The sequence below is a fragment of the Streptococcus sp. FSL W8-0197 genome, assembly GCF_037963785.1.
Lineage (GTDB): Bacteria > Bacillota > Bacilli > Lactobacillales > Streptococcaceae > Streptococcus > Streptococcus oralis_CQ.
This window is the reverse complement of the sequence record NZ_CP150168.1, coordinates 511,092-530,528: the sequence shown is the minus strand read 5'-3', so window position 1 is coordinate 530,528 and position 19,437 is coordinate 511,092. Positions and strand designations below refer to the sequence as shown.

The 19,437-nt window shown below is 42.6% G+C and carries 17 protein-coding genes; 2 read left to right on the top strand and 15 right to left on the bottom strand.

Going from position 1 to position 19,437, the window contains the following annotated elements; all coding sequences use genetic code 11:
- Nucleotides 1-6: 6 nt before the first annotated feature.
- Together NYE79_RS02830 and NYE79_RS02825 are read right to left on the bottom strand one after the other, a co-directional pair.
- The gene (locus NYE79_RS02830; protein WP_004193676.1) at nt 7-1,095 is read right to left on the bottom strand and encodes an AI-2E family transporter; all 1,089 of its coding nucleotides are present in this window, start codon (nt 1,093-1,095) and stop codon (nt 7-9) included.
- Between the two features lie 9 nt (nt 1,096-1,104).
- Nucleotides 1,105-2,394 carry a membrane protein gene (locus tag NYE79_RS02825; protein ID WP_049519709.1) on the bottom strand — a complete coding sequence of 430 codons (1,290 nt, stop codon included), beginning with the start codon at nt 2,392-2,394 and terminating at the stop codon, nt 1,105-1,107.
- Between the two features lie 753 nt (nt 2,395-3,147).
- Here NYE79_RS02825 and NYE79_RS02820 point away from each other — a divergent pair.
- Complete coding sequence (locus NYE79_RS02820) at nt 3,148-4,293, top strand: low temperature requirement protein A (RefSeq protein WP_339293778.1); 1,146 nt, start codon at nt 3,148-3,150, stop codon at nt 4,291-4,293.
- A gap of 47 nt (nt 4,294-4,340) precedes the next feature.
- Here the strand turns inward: NYE79_RS02820 and NYE79_RS02815 are convergent, their stop codons facing one another.
- Nucleotides 4,341-4,796, bottom strand: a complete 456-nt coding sequence (locus tag NYE79_RS02815) for a GNAT family N-acetyltransferase (RefSeq protein WP_261100093.1) — start codon at nt 4,794-4,796, stop codon at nt 4,341-4,343.
- 69 nt (nt 4,797-4,865) lie between these two features.
- Between NYE79_RS02815 and NYE79_RS02810 the strand changes: the two genes are divergently transcribed.
- Nucleotides 4,866-5,525, top strand: coding sequence for a prepilin peptidase (locus NYE79_RS02810; RefSeq protein WP_339293777.1), 660 nt, complete (start codon nt 4,866-4,868; stop codon nt 5,523-5,525).
- Here the strand turns inward: NYE79_RS02810 and trpA are convergent.
- The 12 genes from trpA to NYE79_RS02750 form a co-directional block, all read right to left on the bottom strand.
- The gene (gene trpA, locus NYE79_RS02805; protein ID WP_339293776.1) at nt 5,497-6,273 is read right to left on the bottom strand and encodes a tryptophan synthase subunit alpha; all 777 of its coding nucleotides are present in this window, start codon (nt 6,271-6,273) and stop codon (nt 5,497-5,499) included. The two genes, NYE79_RS02810 and trpA, sit on opposite strands and share 29 nt — an antisense overlap.
- Nucleotides 6,266-7,489, bottom strand: coding sequence for a tryptophan synthase subunit beta (trpB, locus tag NYE79_RS02800; RefSeq protein ID WP_339293775.1), 1,224 nt, complete (start codon nt 7,487-7,489; stop codon nt 6,266-6,268). Before trpB (NYE79_RS02800) ends, trpA begins: the two co-directional genes overlap by 8 nt.
- Complete coding sequence (locus NYE79_RS02795) at nt 7,467-8,066, bottom strand: phosphoribosylanthranilate isomerase (RefSeq protein WP_339293774.1); 600 nt, start codon at nt 8,064-8,066, stop codon at nt 7,467-7,469. Before NYE79_RS02795 ends, trpB (NYE79_RS02800) begins: the two co-directional genes overlap by 23 nt.
- Nucleotides 8,053-8,820 carry an indole-3-glycerol phosphate synthase TrpC gene (gene trpC, locus NYE79_RS02790; RefSeq protein ID WP_020903545.1) on the bottom strand — a complete coding sequence of 256 codons (768 nt, stop codon included), beginning with the start codon at nt 8,818-8,820 and terminating at the stop codon, nt 8,053-8,055. Before trpC ends, NYE79_RS02795 begins: the two co-directional genes overlap by 14 nt.
- Nucleotides 8,817-9,821, bottom strand: a complete 1,005-nt coding sequence (trpD, locus tag NYE79_RS02785) for an anthranilate phosphoribosyltransferase (RefSeq protein ID WP_261034752.1) — start codon at nt 9,819-9,821, stop codon at nt 8,817-8,819. The genes trpC and trpD overlap by 4 nt, the downstream gene beginning before the upstream one ends.
- Before the next feature lie 10 nt (nt 9,822-9,831).
- Nucleotides 9,832-10,398 (bottom strand): aminodeoxychorismate/anthranilate synthase component II, encoded by a 567-nt coding sequence (locus tag NYE79_RS02780; protein ID WP_000601909.1) that lies wholly within the window; start codon nt 10,396-10,398, stop codon nt 9,832-9,834.
- The gene (gene trpE / locus NYE79_RS02775; RefSeq protein WP_339293773.1) at nt 10,395-11,756 is read right to left on the bottom strand and encodes an anthranilate synthase component I; all 1,362 of its coding nucleotides are present in this window, start codon (nt 11,754-11,756) and stop codon (nt 10,395-10,397) included. Before trpE ends, NYE79_RS02780 begins: the two co-directional genes overlap by 4 nt.
- A 293-nt stretch (nt 11,757-12,049) precedes the next feature.
- The gene (trpB, locus tag NYE79_RS02770) at nt 12,050-13,228 is read right to left on the bottom strand and encodes a tryptophan synthase subunit beta (protein WP_339293772.1); all 1,179 of its coding nucleotides are present in this window, start codon (nt 13,226-13,228) and stop codon (nt 12,050-12,052) included.
- Between the two features lie 533 nt (nt 13,229-13,761).
- On the bottom strand, nt 13,762-14,991 hold the full coding sequence (locus NYE79_RS02765) for a DegT/DnrJ/EryC1/StrS aminotransferase family protein (RefSeq protein WP_339293771.1): 1,230 nt from the start codon (nt 14,989-14,991) through the stop codon (nt 13,762-13,764).
- A 42-nt stretch (nt 14,992-15,033) separates the two neighbouring features.
- Complete coding sequence (locus NYE79_RS02760) at nt 15,034-15,726, bottom strand: sugar transferase (RefSeq protein WP_000922225.1); 693 nt, start codon at nt 15,724-15,726, stop codon at nt 15,034-15,036.
- A 183-nt stretch (nt 15,727-15,909) separates the two neighbouring features.
- A complete protein-coding gene (locus NYE79_RS02755; RefSeq protein ID WP_339293770.1) occupies nt 15,910-17,652 on the bottom strand; it encodes an ABC transporter ATP-binding protein in 1,743 nt (580 codons plus the stop codon).
- Nucleotides 17,642-19,387, bottom strand: a complete 1,746-nt coding sequence (locus NYE79_RS02750; protein ID WP_339293769.1) for an ABC transporter transmembrane domain-containing protein — start codon at nt 19,385-19,387, stop codon at nt 17,642-17,644. The genes NYE79_RS02755 and NYE79_RS02750 overlap by 11 nt, the downstream gene beginning before the upstream one ends.
- Between the last annotated feature and the right edge of the window lie 50 nt (nt 19,388-19,437).

Genomic DNA, 19,437 nt, shown 5'->3' with positions numbered 1-19,437 from the left:
TTTTTCTTAATCTACCTGATTTTCCTTTGCAACGACAAATTCTTTAACCAGTCGATAGATAACAGCAAATACGGGGGTAAAGAATATCATCCCAAGTAAGCCAAAGAGATTGCCTCCAATACTAGCAGCCGCAAGCGTGAAAATAGCTGGCAAACCAATAGACTGACCTACAACTCTAGGATAAATAAGGTTTCCTTCAATCAGCTGTATAACTTGATATAGAAGAAGAGAAAGTAAGGCTTGAGTAGGACTCACTGTGAAGATAAAAATCGCTCCCACAACACAAGCAATCATAGGCCCTACATAAGGAATGAACGATAGCACTCCTGCAAAGATACCTGTCATTACTCCATAGGGTATCCCAAACACGCTGTAGCCAACCGCTATCATAACTCCTATGATAACTGCTTCAATCAGCTGACTCATCAAAAATTGGTCATAAGTCTCTAGTGCTACTTGTCCAATGTAAGTCAACTTTATCACCACCTTCTCTGGAAGAAAAACTTTTAGAAGTCGACTCGTCATCGCTGCCAAATGTTCCTTACTGGATAAAAATAAAAAGGTGAAGACTATAATCAAAAAGGCATTCATCAAACTTGAAAAAATATTGCCGATATTACTAGTCAGACCTGATAAAAAACCTATCAAAGCTTGGCTAATAGAGCTAGACTGTCCCTGAATTCCTGATACGATAGTTGACAGCATGTCTTTGGTTACAAATTCCGAGCTGCCTAGCAATTTCCCAAGTTGAGTCAGGACTGTTGAAAGGACTGTTCCCAGCTGACTAATAGTCTGGGCTAGGGTTGGCAGCACCAAAACCAAAAGAGCAATCACGATTAAGATAAGAGCTAGGAAAACAAGTACCATGGCAATCGGACGACGCAACTCTGCCTTTACCTTCAATTTAACTAAGTACTGTTCAATTTTTTTCATAGGAACATTAAGCACAAAAGCAATAACAGCACCATAAATCAAGGTTGATATTACATCAAAGAGAGAGATTGCTCCTGATATAAAGCTCGATGCATTCAGAATTACAAGAGCAACCAGCCCTATAAAAAGTATTAACGGGGTGTATTTTTTTACTAAGTTCATAAATTCTCATTAATAAACATGTTTAGATACGACTATACTATTTGGTTTTTCAAACTCTCGATTAAGGTAGGCTTGGTAAGTTCCTGGAGCGATAAATCCTTTGGGTGAGAGGATATCGGTGCCAGCCTGACCGACTATGGTATCAGCCAAGAGCACACAGTTTGTAGATAAGACAAAGTAGGATTTAAACTTAGATTTGATAAATTTATAAAGTTCCCCATCTGTCTCATGTCTGATTTTATAAGCGTAGGTGTAGTCTTCCTTACCATCACCTGTCATGATTTTATCTGCACTTGGCTCCCATGGAATCGTCAGTTGTTTCAATTCAGCCAACTTTTTCTGAACTGCTTTTTCCATTTCAGGCGTCAAATCTATCCCATAACCAAAAAGCGTTTTTTGACTCTCACGTTTACATAGGTCAATGTACTTGTCACGATCACAGAAATATAAGACACCATCTCCTACCATGCCAAATAAGGTCTCAGATGACGGATCATAGTTGCCATAAGAAATAACACGGCCCTGATAGCAGATATCCACATGACCAATAGCTGAAAACAGGGAGGTCTCAGCTGTATGAACAAAAATTTCTAGCTCTGCTGTCTTACCAGACTTCACTATTCCAAGATGGATATCTTCTTCCTCATCAGCATTTTCCAGCATAAATTTGTTAATTTTTGCTAAAGTTCTTGCAGGGATGAGAGCGGCTAGGACAATAGGTAAGCTCATTCTTACACGACGTTTGAGATGGTTTTTCCCAATTTCCTCCTCAAACAAGAAACCGTCACGTATATTGGACACACCATAAAGGAAAAAATAAGCCCCTAAAACAAAGAGTTGAAAGACAGAATTTCCCGTAGAGGACAAAAGACTAGTCCCACCAAGAAAAACTAGTACGAGACCATCTAGTAAGAAACGAAAACGAGGTCGAATTTTGTTTTTGCGGTAGAGAAGATAGGTGACAAGGTTGATACTAGCATGAAAAATCTGATAAATTCCAATCACAAGAGCCAAAATATAAATCGGCACATCCGTCGCAAGATTGGAGCCAAGCAAATATCCCAGCACTAACAATTTAACCAGTGCAACTCCCAAGGTATCCGTTGACTGGCTTTTTTTGAAAACTCTTAATAGCAAATCTACGACCGTTGCTATCCAAGCTAAAAACAGAACCAGGCGAATAACTGTTACTGGCAACCAAGTCCCCGTGACCATCAAGATGAGACCTAGCAGAACAAACAAGAACCCCTGAGCAAGTAATTTCTTACCTGTCAGACCTAAAGATAGAATTTTCGCCATATAAAAACCTTTCAACAATAAAAATTAAACACTCCGATTAAACTGACTAGTAAATAGCCAACACTACAAACAGCCTGTGCCAGCAACATATGGTGACTAGAAATGACTGTAGTAATGTCACCATCTTGTCTTATGCACTTCTAAAATTTGTTATATTGATTAGAAACCAGAGCTTATAAAAACTAGCTAAACTCGAGAGATAGACACAATTGCGACGAAAAAATGTATAACCAATTCAACTTGTTAAGGTAAGAAAGCATTATTTCCAATCTATTAATTATTCATCTATTACCTATTATGACACAATATTCCCTATAGTTCAACTTTTTACTTGTTTTTATATTACACGGACTAAAAAGTTTTCAACAGTTGATTGCATTTGTTTTAATAAGTTTTAACCTTTCTTGGTTAGATAAAAAAAGAACCATACAGTTTAGAATCTGTATGGTTTTTGCCCCACTTTTGTCCCATTTTTAAATCATGACATTGAAAATACCTAAAATCACTTATATTTCAATATTTTTAATTGCTCTCAATATGAAAGTCCTTTCCAAATCCCTGTAGGGGGCATCTAAATACAACAGGAAAAAGCCTTGATTTACAAGGCTTTTTTGTGTAGTCTTAGCACTAAAAAACGATAGAAAAAACGCCCCTTCTGAACTGCGTCACATGAAGTTATTTAAGCATATCCTTTTCTCTCATTACCATTTTCTGTTATAATAAATTGTACTTCTAGAATAGAAAGGACTTAAGATGACAACTCTTATTAAACATAAACGTGTAGAATTTTCAGAACTTTTTTATGACTTAGTTTTTGTTTTTGCAATTTCAAAAGTAACTACTTTAATTCACCATCTTCATAACGGTATTTTGACTTGGAATTCTTTCCTTGATTTTCTCATTGCTACTTTGATTCTCATCGATTCCTGGATGATTCAAACCGATTATACCAATCGCTATGGAAAGAACTCTTTATTTAACATAGTAATCATGTTTATCAAAATGGGAATTTTACTCTTTATAGCCAATATGATTGGACCTGATTGGCAACAATATTTTCATTATGTCTGTTGGGCTATTGGTACATTAACCCTTACCTTATTTTTTCAATATTTGGTTGAGTTTTTTAAAAAATCAACCGATAATGTTCATAGGGAAAGTATCAAAGGTTTTCTATGGATAACAGGTCTACGAAGTTTAGAAATCTATCTAGCAGCTCTTCTTCCTATTTACATTGGAGTCTATATCCTTTATGCTAGTATTCTGCTAACATTTATTATGCCAAGTATCTTGCTTAATAAAGATAAGCATTACCAGGTAAATCTCCCCCATTTAATCGAGCGCATCTCCCTTCTTGTCATTATTATGTTTGGAGAGATGATTACGGAGCTAGCTAACTTCTTTACAATCGAGAATTTCTCGATTTATTCGGTTCTTTATTTCATTATTATGATTTCTCTGTTCTTGTTTTATTTTGGTCAATTCGACCATGCTATTGATGAAAAATCTAATCAAAAGGGGCTATTTCTAATTTACAGTCACTATCCTATTTTCATTGGACTTATGATGATGACTGTATCGATGGGATTTCTTCAGAATCCTGAAGCTAATCGTCTCTTTGCAACCAGCTTCTCTTATATCGGATTTGGCCTCTTTCAAGCTGCTGTCCTAGTAAATGGGCCCTATAACAAACACTATCTTCGCTATTCGAAAAGTTACTACTGTGTCCAAGCGACACTCTATCTGGCTGCCTTGATTCTCTCTTTAATCTTTGCTTCTAATCCTATAATAGTAGTGAGTATAACAACCATTTTAGCTCTAGCTATAGCCATTCATTTTATTTATTTTTATGTGACACAGAATAAAAAATATTCCAAATCTAACTGGGGGTTCTTTTAATGAGTTTATAACATAAAAAAGCTTTGGGAACCAAGGCTTTTTGCTTTCTATCTAAACTTTTTCATAACGTATTTTCGTACAGGTGCTTCAATGGTTTTAACGATTTCAAATCCTTCTTTTTGATAAAGATGCTTGGCTGCCTGATTTGCCTCGAAGACATTTAGAGAAATACTATCTATGTCTCCATTTTCAAAGACCAAACTAACAAATTTCCTTAAAGCCTGCCTACCTAAGCCTTGTCCCTGTTTCTGGGGATTGATAAAAAAGCGTCCAATATGAAGATTGCTGTCTTCTTGCCTGATTTTCTGGATAACCCCCACAAACTCTTGTCCTTCAAAGATTGAAAAGATTCCTTCCAACTCTTGCAAGACTTGAAGGGTCAGTGGAAAAGGAATCTTTGGTCCCATCCATTGTTCCTGAAAATCTTTCCCCAGGGAGTTGGACCATTGGCATACGAGCTGAGCATTTTCTGTGCTCACATTTTCTTCAAAACGAATTGTCATCTCGACCTCACTATCTTGTCTATGTTTCTCCATTATACTACTTCTCCTATTTTTTACGAATAGATAAGTATGATTGATTTTTATTTTTTTCTTGTCGGGAGCATTCTCGCTTCCTTTCTTGGTTTGGTCATTGACCGTTTTCCAGAGCAATCCATTATCCTACCAGCTAGCCACTGCGATGCCTGTCAGACTCGCTTGCATCCCTTAGATTTGATTCCGATTCTCTCGCAGGTCTTCAATCGCTTTCGCTGTCGCTACTGCAAGGCTCCTTATCCAGTCTGGTATGCCCTTCTTGAACTAGGTTTAGGTCTCCTTTTTCTGGTTTGGTCTTGGGGATTTCTTTCCTTGGGGCAAGTCATCCTAATCACTGCTGGTTTGACTCTGGGCATCTACGACTTCCGTCATCAGGAATATCCCTTACTAGTCTGGCTGACTTTTCACCTAATCCTCATGGCTTTCTCTGGCTGGAATCTAGTCATGGTCCTCTTCCTTGTCCTTGGAATTGTGGCTCATTTTATCGATATCCGCATGGGCGCAGGGGATTTTCTCTTTTTAGCTTCTTGTGCTATCGTCTTTAGCGCAACGGAGTTACTTATCTTGATTCAGTTTGCTTCTGCAACAGGAATTCTAGCCTTTCTCCTGCAAAAGAAAAAGGAAAGACTTCCTTTCGTGCCTTTCCTCTTACTTGCTACTTGTGTGATTATTTTTGGTAAGCTACTGCTTGTTTGATAAAGTCCTGAATCGGCTCTCCTTGGTGGAGAGCTTTTACAATTTTCGAACCAACGATAACGCCATCTGACACCGCATTGAAGCGTTCGACATCTGCTTGACTAGATACGCCAAAACCTGTCAAGACTGGGATGTCAGCTACTTGATGCAATTGTGCCAAGTGCTTGTCCAAGTCTGCGCGGTAATTTCCTGATTTTCCTGTCACCCCATTGATGGCAACGGCATAGACAAATCCTTCCGCTCCCTTGATCAATTCTTTCTGACGTTCAAGTCCTGTTGTCAAACTAACTAGGGGAATTAAAGCGATATCTGTGTCTGCCAAAAAAGGCTCTACAAAGTTGGCATGCTCATGAGGCAGGTCTGGGATAATCAATCCCTTAACTGCTGTATCTGCCAGATCTTTGACAAATTTCTCCACACCGTAATGAAAGAGGGGGTTGAAGTAGGTCATGATGACCAGTGGAACCTCTGTTTCAATGGTTTTCAAGGTTTCAACCAAAGCCTGGGTAGAAGTTCCATGGGCTAGACTGCGCAAGCCGGCTTCTTCAATCACAGGTCCATCTGCAACTGGGTCTGAAAAGGGAATGCCCACTTCAATAGCTGAAACTCCCAAATCTTCTAAAAAATGGATTGTTTCACCAAGACCATCCAAACCTTTCTCATGGTCCCCAGCCATGATATAGGGAACAAAAATTCCTTTTCCAGCTACTTTTATAGCATTTAATTTTTCTGTTAATGTCTTAGGCATGACCTTCTCCCTTCTTTGCTGCATCTGCTTCCAAGCGGTCTTTGACTTGAACCACATCCTTGTCCCCACGACCTGATAGACAGACAATTATCGACTTGTCTGGTCCAAGTTCTTTGGCCAATTTTACCGCAAAGGCAATGGCGTGACTCGATTCCAAGGCTGGGATAATCCCTTCCACACGAGACAAGAGTTGGAATCCTTCCAAGGCTTCTTCGTCTGTCACAGGGACATAACTGGCACGTTTAATATCGTGGTAGTGAGAATGTTCTGGACCGATACCAGGATAGTCCAAACCTGCTGAGATAGAGAAGGCTTCAAGAATTTGACCATGGGCATCTTGGAGCACATCCATAAGAGAACCATGGAGAACACCTGGACGTCCCTTGGTCAAGGTCGCTGCGTGATGCTCCGTGTCCACACCAAGTCCTGCTGCTTCAGCCCCATACATAGCTACTGACTCATCTTCCACAAATGGATGGAAGAGTCCAATAGCATTAGAACCACCACCAACACAGGCTACTAGGGCATCTGGTAGATCTTGTCCTGTCAAGTCACGGTACTGTTGTTTAGCCTCTCGACCAATAACACTTTGGAAGTCACGAACGATTTCTGGGAAAGGATGAGGTCCCAAGGCAGAACCAAGAATATAGTGGGTATCATCGATATTTGCCACCCATGAACGAAGGGCTGCATTGACTGCATCCTTGAGCACGCGCGAACCATCAGTCACGGCCTCGACCTTGGCTCCCAAAAGCTCCATGCGGAAGACATTAAGGGCTTGGCGCTTGACATCTTCCTCACCCATGTAGATGGTACATTCCATGTTGAAGAGAGCTGCAGCTGTTGCAGTTGCCACACCGTGCTGACCAGCGCCTGTTTCAGCGATAATTTTCTTTTTACCCATGCGTTTAGCAAGCAAAACTTGTCCCAAGGCATTGTTAATCTTGTGAGCCCCTGTATGGTTGAGGTCTTCCCGTTTGAGGTAAATCTTGGCTCCGCCGATATGCTGGGTCAAGTTTTTTGCATAGTAAAGGGGTGTTTCACGCCCTACATACTGGCGCAAGAGTTGGTTTAATTCCTCTTGGAAACTGGGGTCTGCCTGACTTTCACGGTAGTCCTTCTCCAACTCTAAAACTGCTGTCATCAATGTTTCTGGGACGAAACGTCCGCCAAATCTTCCGTAAAATCCATCTTTATTTGGTTCTTGATATGCCATGCTTTACTCTCTCTATAAATCTTCTAATCTTTTCATGATCTTTTTGTCCATCTGTCTCCACTCCGCTTGATACATCTACTGCATAGGGTGTAAAGTGTTGAATTGCTTTTACTACATTATCTTCCTTAAGGCCACCTGCGATAAAGAAAGGCTGTGCTAGTCCTGTTATATCCAGTTGCCCCCAGTCAAAGGTCTGGCCACTCCCAGCAACAGGGGCATCAAAGAGTAGATAGTCTGCCTGAGAATTGGGTACATGACCATCTCCACCCACCTGCACCGCCTGAATACTGGCACAAGGCAAATTCTCAAACAAATCATCTGCCACCTGACCGTGAACTTGAACCAAGTCCAAGCCAACGTTGTCAATGACTTCTAGCAGTTCTGCCCGACTTGGTGAAACAAATACACCAACCTTTTTGACATCTGCAGGAATAAGCTTTGCCAGCTCAGCAGCCTGATCCAAGGTCACCTGTCTCTTACTAGGTGCAAAGACAAAACCGATGTAGTCGGCTCCTGCTGATACGGCTGTTTCCACCGCTTCTTTGGTCGATAATCCACAAATTTTAACCTTTGTCAATCTGCAACTCCTTGATTCTCTGGGCCACATCTTCTGCCTGCATGAGAGCTGTCCCAACCAAAATTCCGTTAAAGTATGGTGCTACTCGTTCCGCATCCTGCCCTGTGAAAATAGCAGATTCAGAAATGTACAAGCAATCATCTTTGAAATGTTTAGCCAAATTTACACTGGTCTGTAAGTCGACCTCAAAGGTAGTCAAGTTTCGGTTATTAACTCCGATAATCTGAACACCGAGTCTGTGAGCTACCTCTAGTTCAGCTAAATTGTGGGTTTCCACCAAGACTTCCAGACCAAGCTCTGTCGCGTAGTCGTAAAGTTCCTTGAGACGTTCTTCGGACAAGGCTGCCACGATGAGCAAGATGACTGTTGCACCTGCATTGCGAGCGCGGATGATTTGCTTTTCATCGATAATAAAGTCCTTGTTGAGCGTCGGAATCTGCACCTGACTGGAAATCTCTCTTAGATAATCCAAATGCCCTTTAAAGAAAACTTCATCTGTCAGAACAGAAATCATCACTGCGCCGTTCGCTTCATAAGTCTGGGCCTGTTGCACAATATCCACATCGAGATTGATATCTCCCAGACTAGGGCTAGCTTTCTTTACCTCTGCGATTACCTGTAAGCGTTCTTGATGACTCTTCAAAAAGTCAGCCAAGCGATAGGTCTGGCGCAAGTGCTGGATTTCCTCCAGCTCCATCTGCTCGACCTCACGCACCTTCTGCTCCAAGATTCGTGCTAAAAATTCCTGACTCATTTTTGGTACTCCTGTAACAGTCTGAGTTTTTCAAGGGCTTTGCCACTAGCAATGACTTGACGGGCCAAGGCAACTCCTTCCTTAATACTAGCTACTTTACCATTAGCATAGAAACCAAGACCAGCATTTAAAACTGTCGTTTCCAAGAATGGACTTGGTTCATTTTTAAGAACGCTGAGCAAAATTTCTGCATTTTCCTGAGCATTGCCACCACGGATATCTTCGATAGCGTAGCGCTCCATCCCTAAATCCTCCGGAGTAAAGCTTGACAAGGTAATTTCACCATTTTCAAGAAGAGCAATCTTGGTTGTTCCATTCAAACCAGCTTCATCCAATCCTTCTGGTCCAGCAACCACGATGGCACGTTTGCGACCCATATTTTTCAAAACCTGAGCTGTACTTTCTAGAAGTTCTGGACGGCTAATTCCAAGAAGCTGTGTTTCCAAGGCCATTGGGTGAATCAGGGGACCAGTCAAGTTCATAATCGTTGGAATTCCTAGTTCCAAACGAGCTGGCATGATGTATTTCATTGCTGGGTGCATATTTTTGGCAAAGAGAAAGACGATGCCAGTCTGATCAAAGACCTTACCTAGTTCAGCTGGTTTGAGGTCTAGGTTGATGCCCAAGGCTTCTAGGACATCTGCAGAACCAGATTTAGAAGAAATCGAGCGGTTACCGTGTTTTGCCATGTGAACACCGCCACCAGCCAAGACAAAGGCTGCAGTTGTGGAAATATTAAAACTGAAAGACTTGTCCCCACCTGTACCACAGTTGTCCATGGCATCATGAATCTCAGTTGGAATATGTTGGGCATGTCCTCTCATGACTTGGGCAATGGCTGTGCGTTCTTCAGGTGTTTCCCCCTTCATCTTAAGAGCTAAGAGGAGAGAAGCAATTTGCGCTTCCGTTACACGCCCAGTTACGATACGCTCAATGACATCCGTCATTTCCACACCTGATAAATTTTCAAATTTTGCTAGTTTTTCAATAATCTCTTTCATCCTAGTTTCCTCACTTTACAACCTTCTCGATAAAATTCCGAATAGAAGACAAGCCATCTGGCGTTCCAATACTCTCTGGATGGTACTGGAAGCCATAAATTGGTAGGTTTTTATGTTGAATTCCCATGATAGCTTGGTCATCAGTCGAACGAGCTGTCACTTCAAAGTCTTCTGGCATTTCCTCAATTAAAATACTGTGATAACGCATGACTGCACGGCCATCCTCGATACCTTGATACAAAACAGATGGCGCTTCAAAGCTGATATTGCTCTGTTTCCCATGCATGACTTTTGGAGCCAAACCTAACTTACCACCAAAGACTTCTGCAATGGCTTGGTGGCCCAAACAAATCCCTAAAATCGGCTTCTTACCAGCAAAATCACGAATCATGTCTTCCATCTTTCCAGCATCAACTGGCCAACCAGGACCAGGAGAAAAGACCAGACCATCTGCTTTTTCAGCTTCTTCATACAGCTTGGGATCATCATTTCTCAAGACCTGAACTTCTGCAAAATTCCCAATGTATTGGGCCAAGTTATAGGTAAAAGAATCATAGTTGTCAATCAATAAAATCATGGTCTTAGTTCTCCAATTCTAGTCATAGATTTAGCTTTGTTAATGGTTTCTTGGTATTCGTTTTGGGCGATAGAGTCATAGACAATCCCTGCCCCAGCCTGCACATAGGCTGTTTGATTTTTGAGAATCATGGTTCGGATGGCAATGGCGAAATCCATATCACCCGTCGCAGACAAGTAGCCGATTGCTCCTGCGTATACGCCCCGTTTTTCTGTTTCCAGTTCATAGATGCGTCTCATCGCTCGAATCTTTGGTGCTCCTGAAACTGTTCCAGCAGGAAGTGTTGCTTTCAAGGCATCCATGGCAGTGAGTTCTGGAAGCAAACGCCCCTTGACCACACTGGTCAAATGCATAACATAGCGGAAGAGCTCCACTTCCATATACTTGGTGACTTGGACACTGGCCGTTTCAGAGATGCGACCAATATCATTACGACCCAAGTCTACTAACATTCGATGCTCTGCTGTTTCCTTCTCATCCGAAAGCAGGTCTGTCGCCAAAGCCTTGTCTTCTTCATCCGTAGCGCCTCTTGGTCGTGTCCCTGCAATCGGATTGGTTGTCACGATGCCATTTTTAACTGAAACTAAACTTTCTGGACTGGCACCGATGATTTGATAATCCCCAAAATCATAGAAATAAAGGTAATTAGAAGGATTAGTCACGCGGAGATTTCTGTAGAAGTCAAATGGATTTCCAGTAACTTCTGCTGAGAAGCGCTGACTGAGTACACATTGGAACATATCGCCATTACGAATCAAGTCACGAGCTGTTTCCACCATTTCCTCAAACTTCTGAGGAGCAATATGGGGTTTGAAGTCTAACGGAGATAGATCCAAGTCTTCAAATTCATTTGGAGCAGGGATGCGTAATTCCTCAAGCACTTGATTCAAGGCTTTTTCCAAGTCTTCTTGACTACGCTCGCTGTAAAGAGCATCCTCGATGATATGGATTTTTTCCTTCTTGTGGTCAAAGACCATGTAACTCTCATAGACGAAGAAATGCATGTCTGGCGTTCCAATTGTATCTTCAGGAATTTGACCAATTTCTTCATAAAGCGAAATCATATCGTAACCAACAAAACCAATGGCTCCCCCACCAAAAGGTAGGTCTGAATGGTGCTGGCTCTTATGAGTCACTTCATAAAGGAAATCCAAGGGATCCCGATCAATCACTTGACCATTTTGATAAAGAACTCCACTTTCAAACTTAATCTCAAAAACTGGATTATAGGCTAAGATAGAAAAACGAGCGGTTTCCTTGTCTCTCGGAATACTCTCTAAGATAACCTTGTGTTGCCCCTTTAGGCGCATATAAGCCAAGATTGGTGATAAGACATCTCCATGAATTATTCGTTCCATTGTAATTTCCCTTTCAGTTCTACTTCTAGTCCGTGGCGACTGTATGAAAAATCCCCACGCAAAATAACTTGCGTGAGGACGAAATTCGCGGTGCCACCTCAATTATAGGATTTCTCCCATCTCTCATTCCTGTCTCAGAACTTTCCTATAACAGGCTGTGCGATAAAGGGCACTCCCTTGAGAATTATGTTTTCTTCTCTCGTTTCAGATGGACCCAACCTTACAGCTTTCTCTGCTTGATTCCAGCAACCACAAGCTCTCTGTGAGAGAAAAGACTGTAATTTTTCCATCTTTTATTTTTTAGCTTCTAGGTAGTCTGCAATCGCAGCTACGTCCTTGTCTCCACGACCAGAGACATTGATGATGATAATCTCATCTTTACTTAGTTTCGGTGCACGTTTAACCGCTTCTGCGATAGCATGCGAACTTTCAATCGCTGGGATAATCCCTTCTGTCTTGCTGAGAAGGAGCAAGGCTTGAACAGCTTCTTCATCTGTCGCTGCTACGTATTCTACACGGCCTGAATCTTTAAAGTAGGCATGTTCTGGGCCAACCCCTGGATAGTCCAAACCAGCTGAGATAGAGTAAACTGGGGCCAGATCTCCATCTTCCTTAAAGACTGCATAGGTCTTCATACCGTCGACAATTCCGATACTACCTTTTGTCATAGTAGCTGCGTGCTTGTCTGTATCCAGTCCGTGACCGGCAGCTTCTACTCCTACCAATTTGACTTCTTCATCAGCCACATACTGTGAAAAAGCACCGATAGCATTAGAACCACCACCTACACAGGCAATGACGTAGTCTGGTAAACGGCCTTCTTTTTCTAAGATTTGACGACGAGATTCTTCACTGATGACCTTTTGGAATTCATGAACAATTGTAGGATAAGGATGAGGTCCTACAGCAGATCCCAAAACGTAGAAGGCTTCAAGGTCATTCATCCATGCTCCAAAGGCTGCATCAACCGCGTCCTTAAGAGTTCGTGTCCCCGTTTCAACTGCGTGAACAGTCGCTCCCATCATCTCCATACGGAAGACATTGAGTCGTTGACGCTCCACATCTTCTGCCCCCATGTAGACATCACAGGCCATACCAAACTTAGCTGCAGCTGCTGCTGTCGCAACACCGTGCTGACCAGCTCCTGTTTCTGCGATCACTCGTTTTTTGCCCATACGTTTGGCAAGAAGAATTTGTCCTAAAACATTGTTGAGCTTGTGAGAACCAAGGTGATTAAGGTCTTCGCGCTTGAGATAAATCTTAGCTCCACCTAGGTGGTCTGTTAAACTTTCCGCAAAATAGAGCGGTGTTTCGCGACCTGAATAATCCTTCAAGTAATGGCGAAATTCTGCCAAAAATTCTGGATCATCCTTGTATTTGTCAAATGTCACTTCCAACTCATCCAACAAAGCCTGAATCGGCTCCGGTACAAAACTACCACCAAATTGTCCAAAATAACCTTTAGTTGTCATAAAATTTTTCCTCTTTCTGTATGAATTCGGCTTTTTGTTTGCTTTTAGTAATAGGCAAGGAGCTACAGATAGAACTCAACACTCTTCGAAAATCCAATTCAAACCACGTCAACGTCGCCTTGCCGTACTCAAGTACAGCCTGCGGCTAGTTTCCTAGTTTGCTCTTTGATTTTCATTGAGTATAAGTTCATCAAAGCGACTTAACGTCCTAATAAAAGATAAACAAAATGACCGAAAGAAAAAGCCCACACACAGAAAATTACTCTGTGTGAGGGCGTTGGTAACGCGGTGCCACCTCAATTATAAAGGGACTATCCCCCTTTACATCTCTGCCTTGTCTAACAACAAGTTGCACTGTAAGGTGTGCGCACCGAATTTTCATTGTTTCAAATTCATTTTTAAAATCAGCCCACTTTCACTACTTCCAACCACCTGTTCACAATCACCACAGGCTCCCTGAAGATCAAAAATAGTTACTTTTCTGATTTGTTGAGAATATTATATGTTATTGTTCTATTTTTGTCAAGATTTTTTTATGATTTTTTTCCAGAACCGAGAATTTCTTCAGAAATTCTCACCAAAGTCTGAACGATGTAATCAACTTCTTCATCGCTTAATTTTGTATGAAGAGGAAGCGTAATTTCATTTTCAAAGAAGGCATAGGCTCTTGGATAATCTGCCATATCAAAGCCAAGATTCTTATAGGCTGTCAAGAGCGGAAGCGGTTTGTAGTGAACATTACTTGCAATTCCTGCTTTGGCCAATTCTTGGATGATGAGATTGCGTTCTTCGAGACTCGCACCTTCAACATGGGTGATGTAGAGGTGACGACTTGACTCAACAGTTTCCGTTTCATGTGCCAATGGATGAATGCGAGAACCAGCAAAACCACGATCATAACGGTCTACGATTTCCTTACGACGTTGTAGCAAAGCTGGGTAACGGTCCAATTGTACCAAACCAAGCGAAGCCATGATATCCGTCATGTTGCACTTGTAGGCTGGTGTAACGATATCGTATTCCCATGAGCCCAGTTGCATCTTGGCAAGAGCATCCTTTGTTTGACCGTGAAGGGAAAGGATTTGGAACTCCTTGTACATCTCTTCGTCGTCAATAGCTGGATTGGCTTTCCATGTCGCACTTCCTCCCTCAGCAGTTGTAAAGTTCTTAACAGCGTGGAATGAGAAGGAAGTAAAGTCAGCGATCGAACCAGCCGGTTGCCCTTTGTAAGTAGATCCCAAAGCATGAGCACTATCAGAGACAATCACGATACGGTTAAAGGCCTTTTGCCACTTGCTAGCAGCTGTAAAGAGGTCACGTTTTTTCTCCACGACTTGGAACAAACGGTCATAGTCGCAAACAATCCCTGCAAGCTCAACCGGAATAATCACCTTAGTTTTCTCAGTAATAGCTTGCTCAAGCAAGTCATAGTCCATTTCAAAAGTATCTGCTTGAATATCCACCATGACAGGGGTCGCTCCCACGTGTGTGTTGACACTACATGAAGCTGTATAAGTCATAGCTGGAACGATGACTTCATCACCAGGTCCCACTTCCAAAACACGCAAAATCAACTCAAGAGCTGCAGTCGCAGAGTTGAGGCAGACAGTCTTAGGTGTCTGTGTGTATTGAGACAAGCGACGCTCCAGTTCTTTTGTCTTAGGACCTGTTGTGATCCAACCAGAGCGCAGGGTATCCGCTACTTCAGCAATTTCAGCTTCGGTAATATCGGGTGGTGAAAATGGAATATTGTAATTTGGCATTGATTTGCTCCTTTTATCTGTACTCATTTTCTCATGACTACTTTATTTTAGCACTTCAAACACGGTTTGAAACATAATTTTGATGTCTCCAAGGAAACTAAACTCTCGGAGATAGGCGAGGTTATAGCGCATCTTTTCAGGAAGGACATGTTCGACATAGGCCTGGTCAACCGACAAGCCTTTCTCCGTCATTTGACTGATGATCGTGTCCTCATCCTTGTAGTTGATGCTGGCTGGAGAGGTGATTCCTGCTGGCAAGAGCAAGGTCGCCATCATTTCAGGGCTATACTGCTCGGTGTAACGTGGCACCTCAGGTCGTGTGCCTACAAAGGACATTTCGCCTTTAAGGACATTGACCAGCTGAGGCAGTTCGTCCAAACGCACACGTCGAATGAAATTTCCCACTTTGGTAATGCGGCTGTCGTTAGCAGAAGTCACCAGACTTCCTTTTTTATCCGCATCCGTCACCATAGTACGGAACTTCCAAATCTTGAACGGACGGTTGTACTGGGTCACGCGCTCTTGCTTGTAAATGACAGGTCCCTTGCTATCCAACTTGATCCAAATGCTCAAGATAAGAAAGATGGGAGAAGTCAAAACTAGCAAAAACAGGGCCAGAACCCAATCCAGGCAACGCTTGAAAATCAGCGAACCCTTCCTTTTAGAGACAAGCTGGTAGTAAGACTCAACCTCGCTTGATTGCATTTCCACGGGCAAGTCTTCCCATTTCAGCATGCTGTTTCTCCTTTGTTTTTATTATACTATTTGTCAACATTTTTCATTATACCACAAAATGGAAAAGGCGGTGCAAGAAATCTGTGATTTGAAGAATTTCCTTCTTATACTCAATGAAAATCATAGTGCAGCTTTGAGGTTGCAAATAAAGCTGACATGGTTTGAAGAGATTTCCAAAGAGTATTAGGACATGGCCCCAGCCTGCAAGCTATACATCTTATGATAGGTTCCTCCCAAGGCCAAGAGTTCCTCATGGGTTCCACTCTCGATGATGCGCCCCTTATCCAAGACATAAATACAGTTGGCGTCCTGGATGGTCGAAAGACGATGAGCAATAGCAATGGTTGTCCGCCCCTGTCTCATCTTGGCTAGGGAATCTTGAACCAAACTTTCTGTTTCAGAGTCAATATTGGCTGTCGCTTCATCCAAAATCAAGATTTTAGGCTGACTTGCGACTGTTCTGGCAAAGGCAAGAAGCTGACGCTGTCCAGTAGAAAAGCTCGAACCACGCTCAGACACAGGTGCATCATAATCCTGCGGAAGGTCCTGAATAAAGGAATCTGCATCGACAAAGGCAGCCGCAGCCTGGACCTCTTCATCACTAAGGTCTTGGTACATGGCGATATTGGACTTGATAGTCCCGTGATAGAGGAAGGGATCCTGTAAGACCAGACCGATGTTCTTTCTCAGCTCTTCCTGACTGTAGTTTCGGATATCCACACCATCCAAGAGAACTCTCCCTGACTGAAATTCATAAAAACGCATGAGGACATTGATAATGGATGATTTCCCGGAACCTGTATGACCTACAAAGGCAATGGTTTCACCCTTCTTAACTGAAAAGGAAATGTCATCCAGTATCGGATGTTTCCCGTCATATGAGAAACAGACATGTTCAAAACGGATATTGCCTTCTTGGACTTTGGCTTGCCCATCTTCTTGAAGAGGCTCATAGGTCGTTTCATCAATCAAGGCAAAAACACGACCTGCAGACACCATGGAAGTTTGAAGGGTTGAAAAGTTTTGCGTTACCTCAATCAGGGGATCAAAGAGACGGTTGATATACTGGATAAAGGCATACATGGTTCCTGCTGTTATTCCCAGATAAAGCCCACGGTAGCCAAAATAGGCCATCAAAACAGCGTAACCTAGAAGTTTCAGCAAACTCATGGCAGGTCTCAAAAAGAGGGCATCCAAGGCTACAGAACGGTTGGCATAGACCAAATGTTCTTGATTAATCTCATCAAATTCTGCCTGCAGACGCTTCTCTTGGTTGAAGGCCTGGATAATCCTGATTCCCTCGATATTCTCTGCCAGCTTACTATTGATATCTGACAAGAGACTTCTGGTTTTCTCGATAATCTTGACTGACTTTTTCCGATAGAGATTGACCAAAAGGAAGATCAAGGGGAGAAAGAGCAAGACTAATGCTGTCAAACGAAAATCCAATACCAACATGGTATAAAGAGTTGTCAGAAAGATGAAAACTGCTGAGATAAAGCTAGATAAAATCCCCGAAAACATATCACTGATCGTCTCGGTGTCATTTGTCAAACGAGAGACGATAGAGCCTGCTGGTGTCTTGTCAAAATAGGACATGCCCAATTTCTCCATATTGGCAAAGGCATCCCGACGAATATCCCTAACAATACTGTATGACACCCGTGCAAAGAGAAGATTACCGACATACTGAACTACAGTTTGTAGGATATAAAGGCCATAGTAGGCCAGCAAAACGGTAATGGCTAGTTGGTTAAGATTACTCAGATACTGGTCGATAAAGTGGGAAGCCACAAGGGGAATGACACTTTTGATGACCGTCGTCGCGAGGAGAAAACTGAGTGCCAAAAAGGTCAGGAGGCCATAGGGCTTGAGATAGGACATCAAGCGCTTCAATACAGCCCATTGTTCTTTCTTATTCTGCATCTTCTTCTCCTTTCATTTCCATCTGCTGAGACTGGTAGGTTTGGGCATACCAGCCATCCAAAGCTAGCAAGTCTTCGTGTGTGCCCTGTTCAATAATTTGACCATTTTGCAGAACCAAGATTAGATCTGCATGGACAACTGCACTCAGGCGATGAGCCGTAATAATGGTTGTCTTATCCTTCCGCGTCTCCTTGAGATTGTCGATGATCGCATACTCTGTCTTGGCATCCACGGCTGACAAGGAATCATCTAAAATCAAGATATCAGGGTCTAAAATCATCGCCCGACTCATGGCCAGACGCTGCTTTTGACCACCAGAAAGACTGACTCCTTTTTCACCGATAACAGTATCAAATCCCTGAGGCATGTCTACAATATCTTGGTAAACTTGAGCTAGCTTAGTCACTTCCTCGACTGCTGAAAGAGGCAAGTTAGGATTGCCAAAGCGGATATTGTCTGAAATCGAAGTCGCAAAGAGGAACTGGTCCTGAGGAACATAGCCCATGAGACTGCGAAGGTCTGTCAAACGATAATCGCGAATATCATGACCGTTTAGATAAATAGCTCCCTTATCCACATCATATTCTCGCAAGAGGAGCTTAATCAAGGACGTTTTCCCAGAGCCTGTCTGCCCGACCAAACCTAGGGTTTGCCCTTTTTCCAGACTAAAGTGAACATCCGTCAGTGTTTCCTCATTTTCAAAGGCAAAGCTGTCAATGGTGTACTCCAAACGTCCATTTTCAATACCGTCCAGAGGAAATTCAGGATCTTTTACAGGTGATTCCTGAGACAAAAGATCCTCAATTCGCTGGTAAGAAACTTTCCCCCTTTGAGTGATATTAAAGAGGAAACCGATAGCCATAAGAGGCCAGACCAGCATATCCAAGTAGCTGATAAAGGTGACCAGATTCCCAACAGTGATCTGCCCCTCCTGCACCATTAAGGAACCGACCAAGAGGGTTAAAACATAGGATGAACCAACAAACAAGAGAACCATGGGGTCAAAGAGACTATCGTATTTCATGGTTTGGAGGTTCTTTTGGAAGGTCAATTCATTTACTGCTTGAAAGGACGCCAGCTCATCTGCCTGATAACCGAAAGACTTGGTCACTTTGATACCTGATACAGACTCCTGCACCTTGTTATTGAGTTCGGAAAAGGCAGCTTGTGACTCGCCAAAGGCCTTGTGGGTCTTTCTCCCTAGACGACTGGTCGCATAAGCCATGAAAGGCAAGGGAAGAATGGCAACCAAGGTCATTTGCCATGAAATACTAAAGAGCATGGTCAGCAAGGTCACCAGAGCCGTGATAGAGGCATCCACCGCAGACATAACACCGCCACCTGCGAGACGAGTCAAGGCATTGATATCGTTGGTGGCATGCGCCATCAGGTCCCCCGTTCGATAGGTCTGATAAAAGGCTGGCGACATTTTTGTGAAATGCTCAAACAGGCGAGACCGCATGATCTGCCCTAGACGGTAAGAAGTTCCAAGGATATACATGCGCCAAACATAGCGCAGATAGTACATCCCAAAGGCAGCCAGCAGTAGATAAAATAGATTAAGAAGGAGGTCCTGCTGGGTTAATTGCCCCGACGTAATGGCATCAATCACCCGTCCCATGACCATGGGGGGAATGAGATTGAGGACGGAAACCAAGACTAAGGCCACAATCCCGACTAGATAACGGCGCTTTTCTAACATGAAAAACCACCAGAGTTTTTGAATAATGGACATAAAATCCCTTTCTGATTGCAAATAGAAACCTGAGGCCAAGACCCCAGGTT

What these genes read in the sequence shown, in the direction of transcription:
- NYE79_RS02830 (WP_004193676.1), bottom strand. Translation starts at nt 1,095, where the DNA reads ATGAACTTAGTAAAAAAATACACCCCGTTAATACTTTTTATAGGGCTG.
- NYE79_RS02825 (WP_049519709.1), bottom strand. Translation starts at nt 2,394, where the DNA reads ATGGCGAAAATTCTATCTTTAGGTCTGACAGGTAAGAAATTACTTGCT.
- NYE79_RS02820 (WP_339293778.1), top strand. Translation starts at nt 3,148, where the DNA reads ATGACAACTCTTATTAAACATAAACGTGTAGAATTTTCAGAACTTTTT.
- NYE79_RS02815 (WP_261100093.1), bottom strand. Translation starts at nt 4,796, where the DNA reads ATGACAATTCGTTTTGAAGAAAATGTGAGCACAGAAAATGCTCAGCTC.
- NYE79_RS02810 (WP_339293777.1), top strand. Translation starts at nt 4,866, where the DNA reads ATGATTGATTTTTATTTTTTTCTTGTCGGGAGCATTCTCGCTTCCTTT.
- trpA (WP_339293776.1), bottom strand. Translation starts at nt 6,273, where the DNA reads ATGCCTAAGACATTAACAGAAAAATTAAATGCTATAAAAGTAGCTGGA.
- trpB (WP_339293775.1), bottom strand. Translation starts at nt 7,489, where the DNA reads ATGGCATATCAAGAACCAAATAAAGATGGATTTTACGGAAGATTTGGC.
- trpC (WP_020903545.1), bottom strand. Translation starts at nt 8,820, where the DNA reads ATGAGTCAGGAATTTTTAGCACGAATCTTGGAGCAGAAGGTGCGTGAG.
- trpD (WP_261034752.1), bottom strand. Translation starts at nt 9,821, where the DNA reads ATGAAAGAGATTATTGAAAAACTAGCAAAATTTGAAAATTTATCAGGT.
- NYE79_RS02780 (WP_000601909.1), bottom strand. Translation starts at nt 10,398, where the DNA reads ATGATTTTATTGATTGACAACTATGATTCTTTTACCTATAACTTGGCC.
- trpE (WP_339293773.1), bottom strand. Translation starts at nt 11,756, where the DNA reads ATGGAACGAATAATTCATGGAGATGTCTTATCACCAATCTTGGCTTAT.
- trpB (WP_339293772.1), bottom strand. Translation starts at nt 13,228, where the DNA reads ATGACAACTAAAGGTTATTTTGGACAATTTGGTGGTAGTTTTGTACCG.
- NYE79_RS02765 (WP_339293771.1), bottom strand. Translation starts at nt 14,991, where the DNA reads ATGCCAAATTACAATATTCCATTTTCACCACCCGATATTACCGAAGCT.
- NYE79_RS02760 (WP_000922225.1), bottom strand. Translation starts at nt 15,726, where the DNA reads ATGCTGAAATGGGAAGACTTGCCCGTGGAAATGCAATCAAGCGAGGTT.
- NYE79_RS02755 (WP_339293770.1), bottom strand. Translation starts at nt 17,652, where the DNA reads ATGCAGAATAAGAAAGAACAATGGGCTGTATTGAAGCGCTTGATGTCC.
- NYE79_RS02750 (WP_339293769.1), bottom strand. Translation starts at nt 19,387, where the DNA reads ATGTCCATTATTCAAAAACTCTGGTGGTTTTTCATGTTAGAAAAGCGC.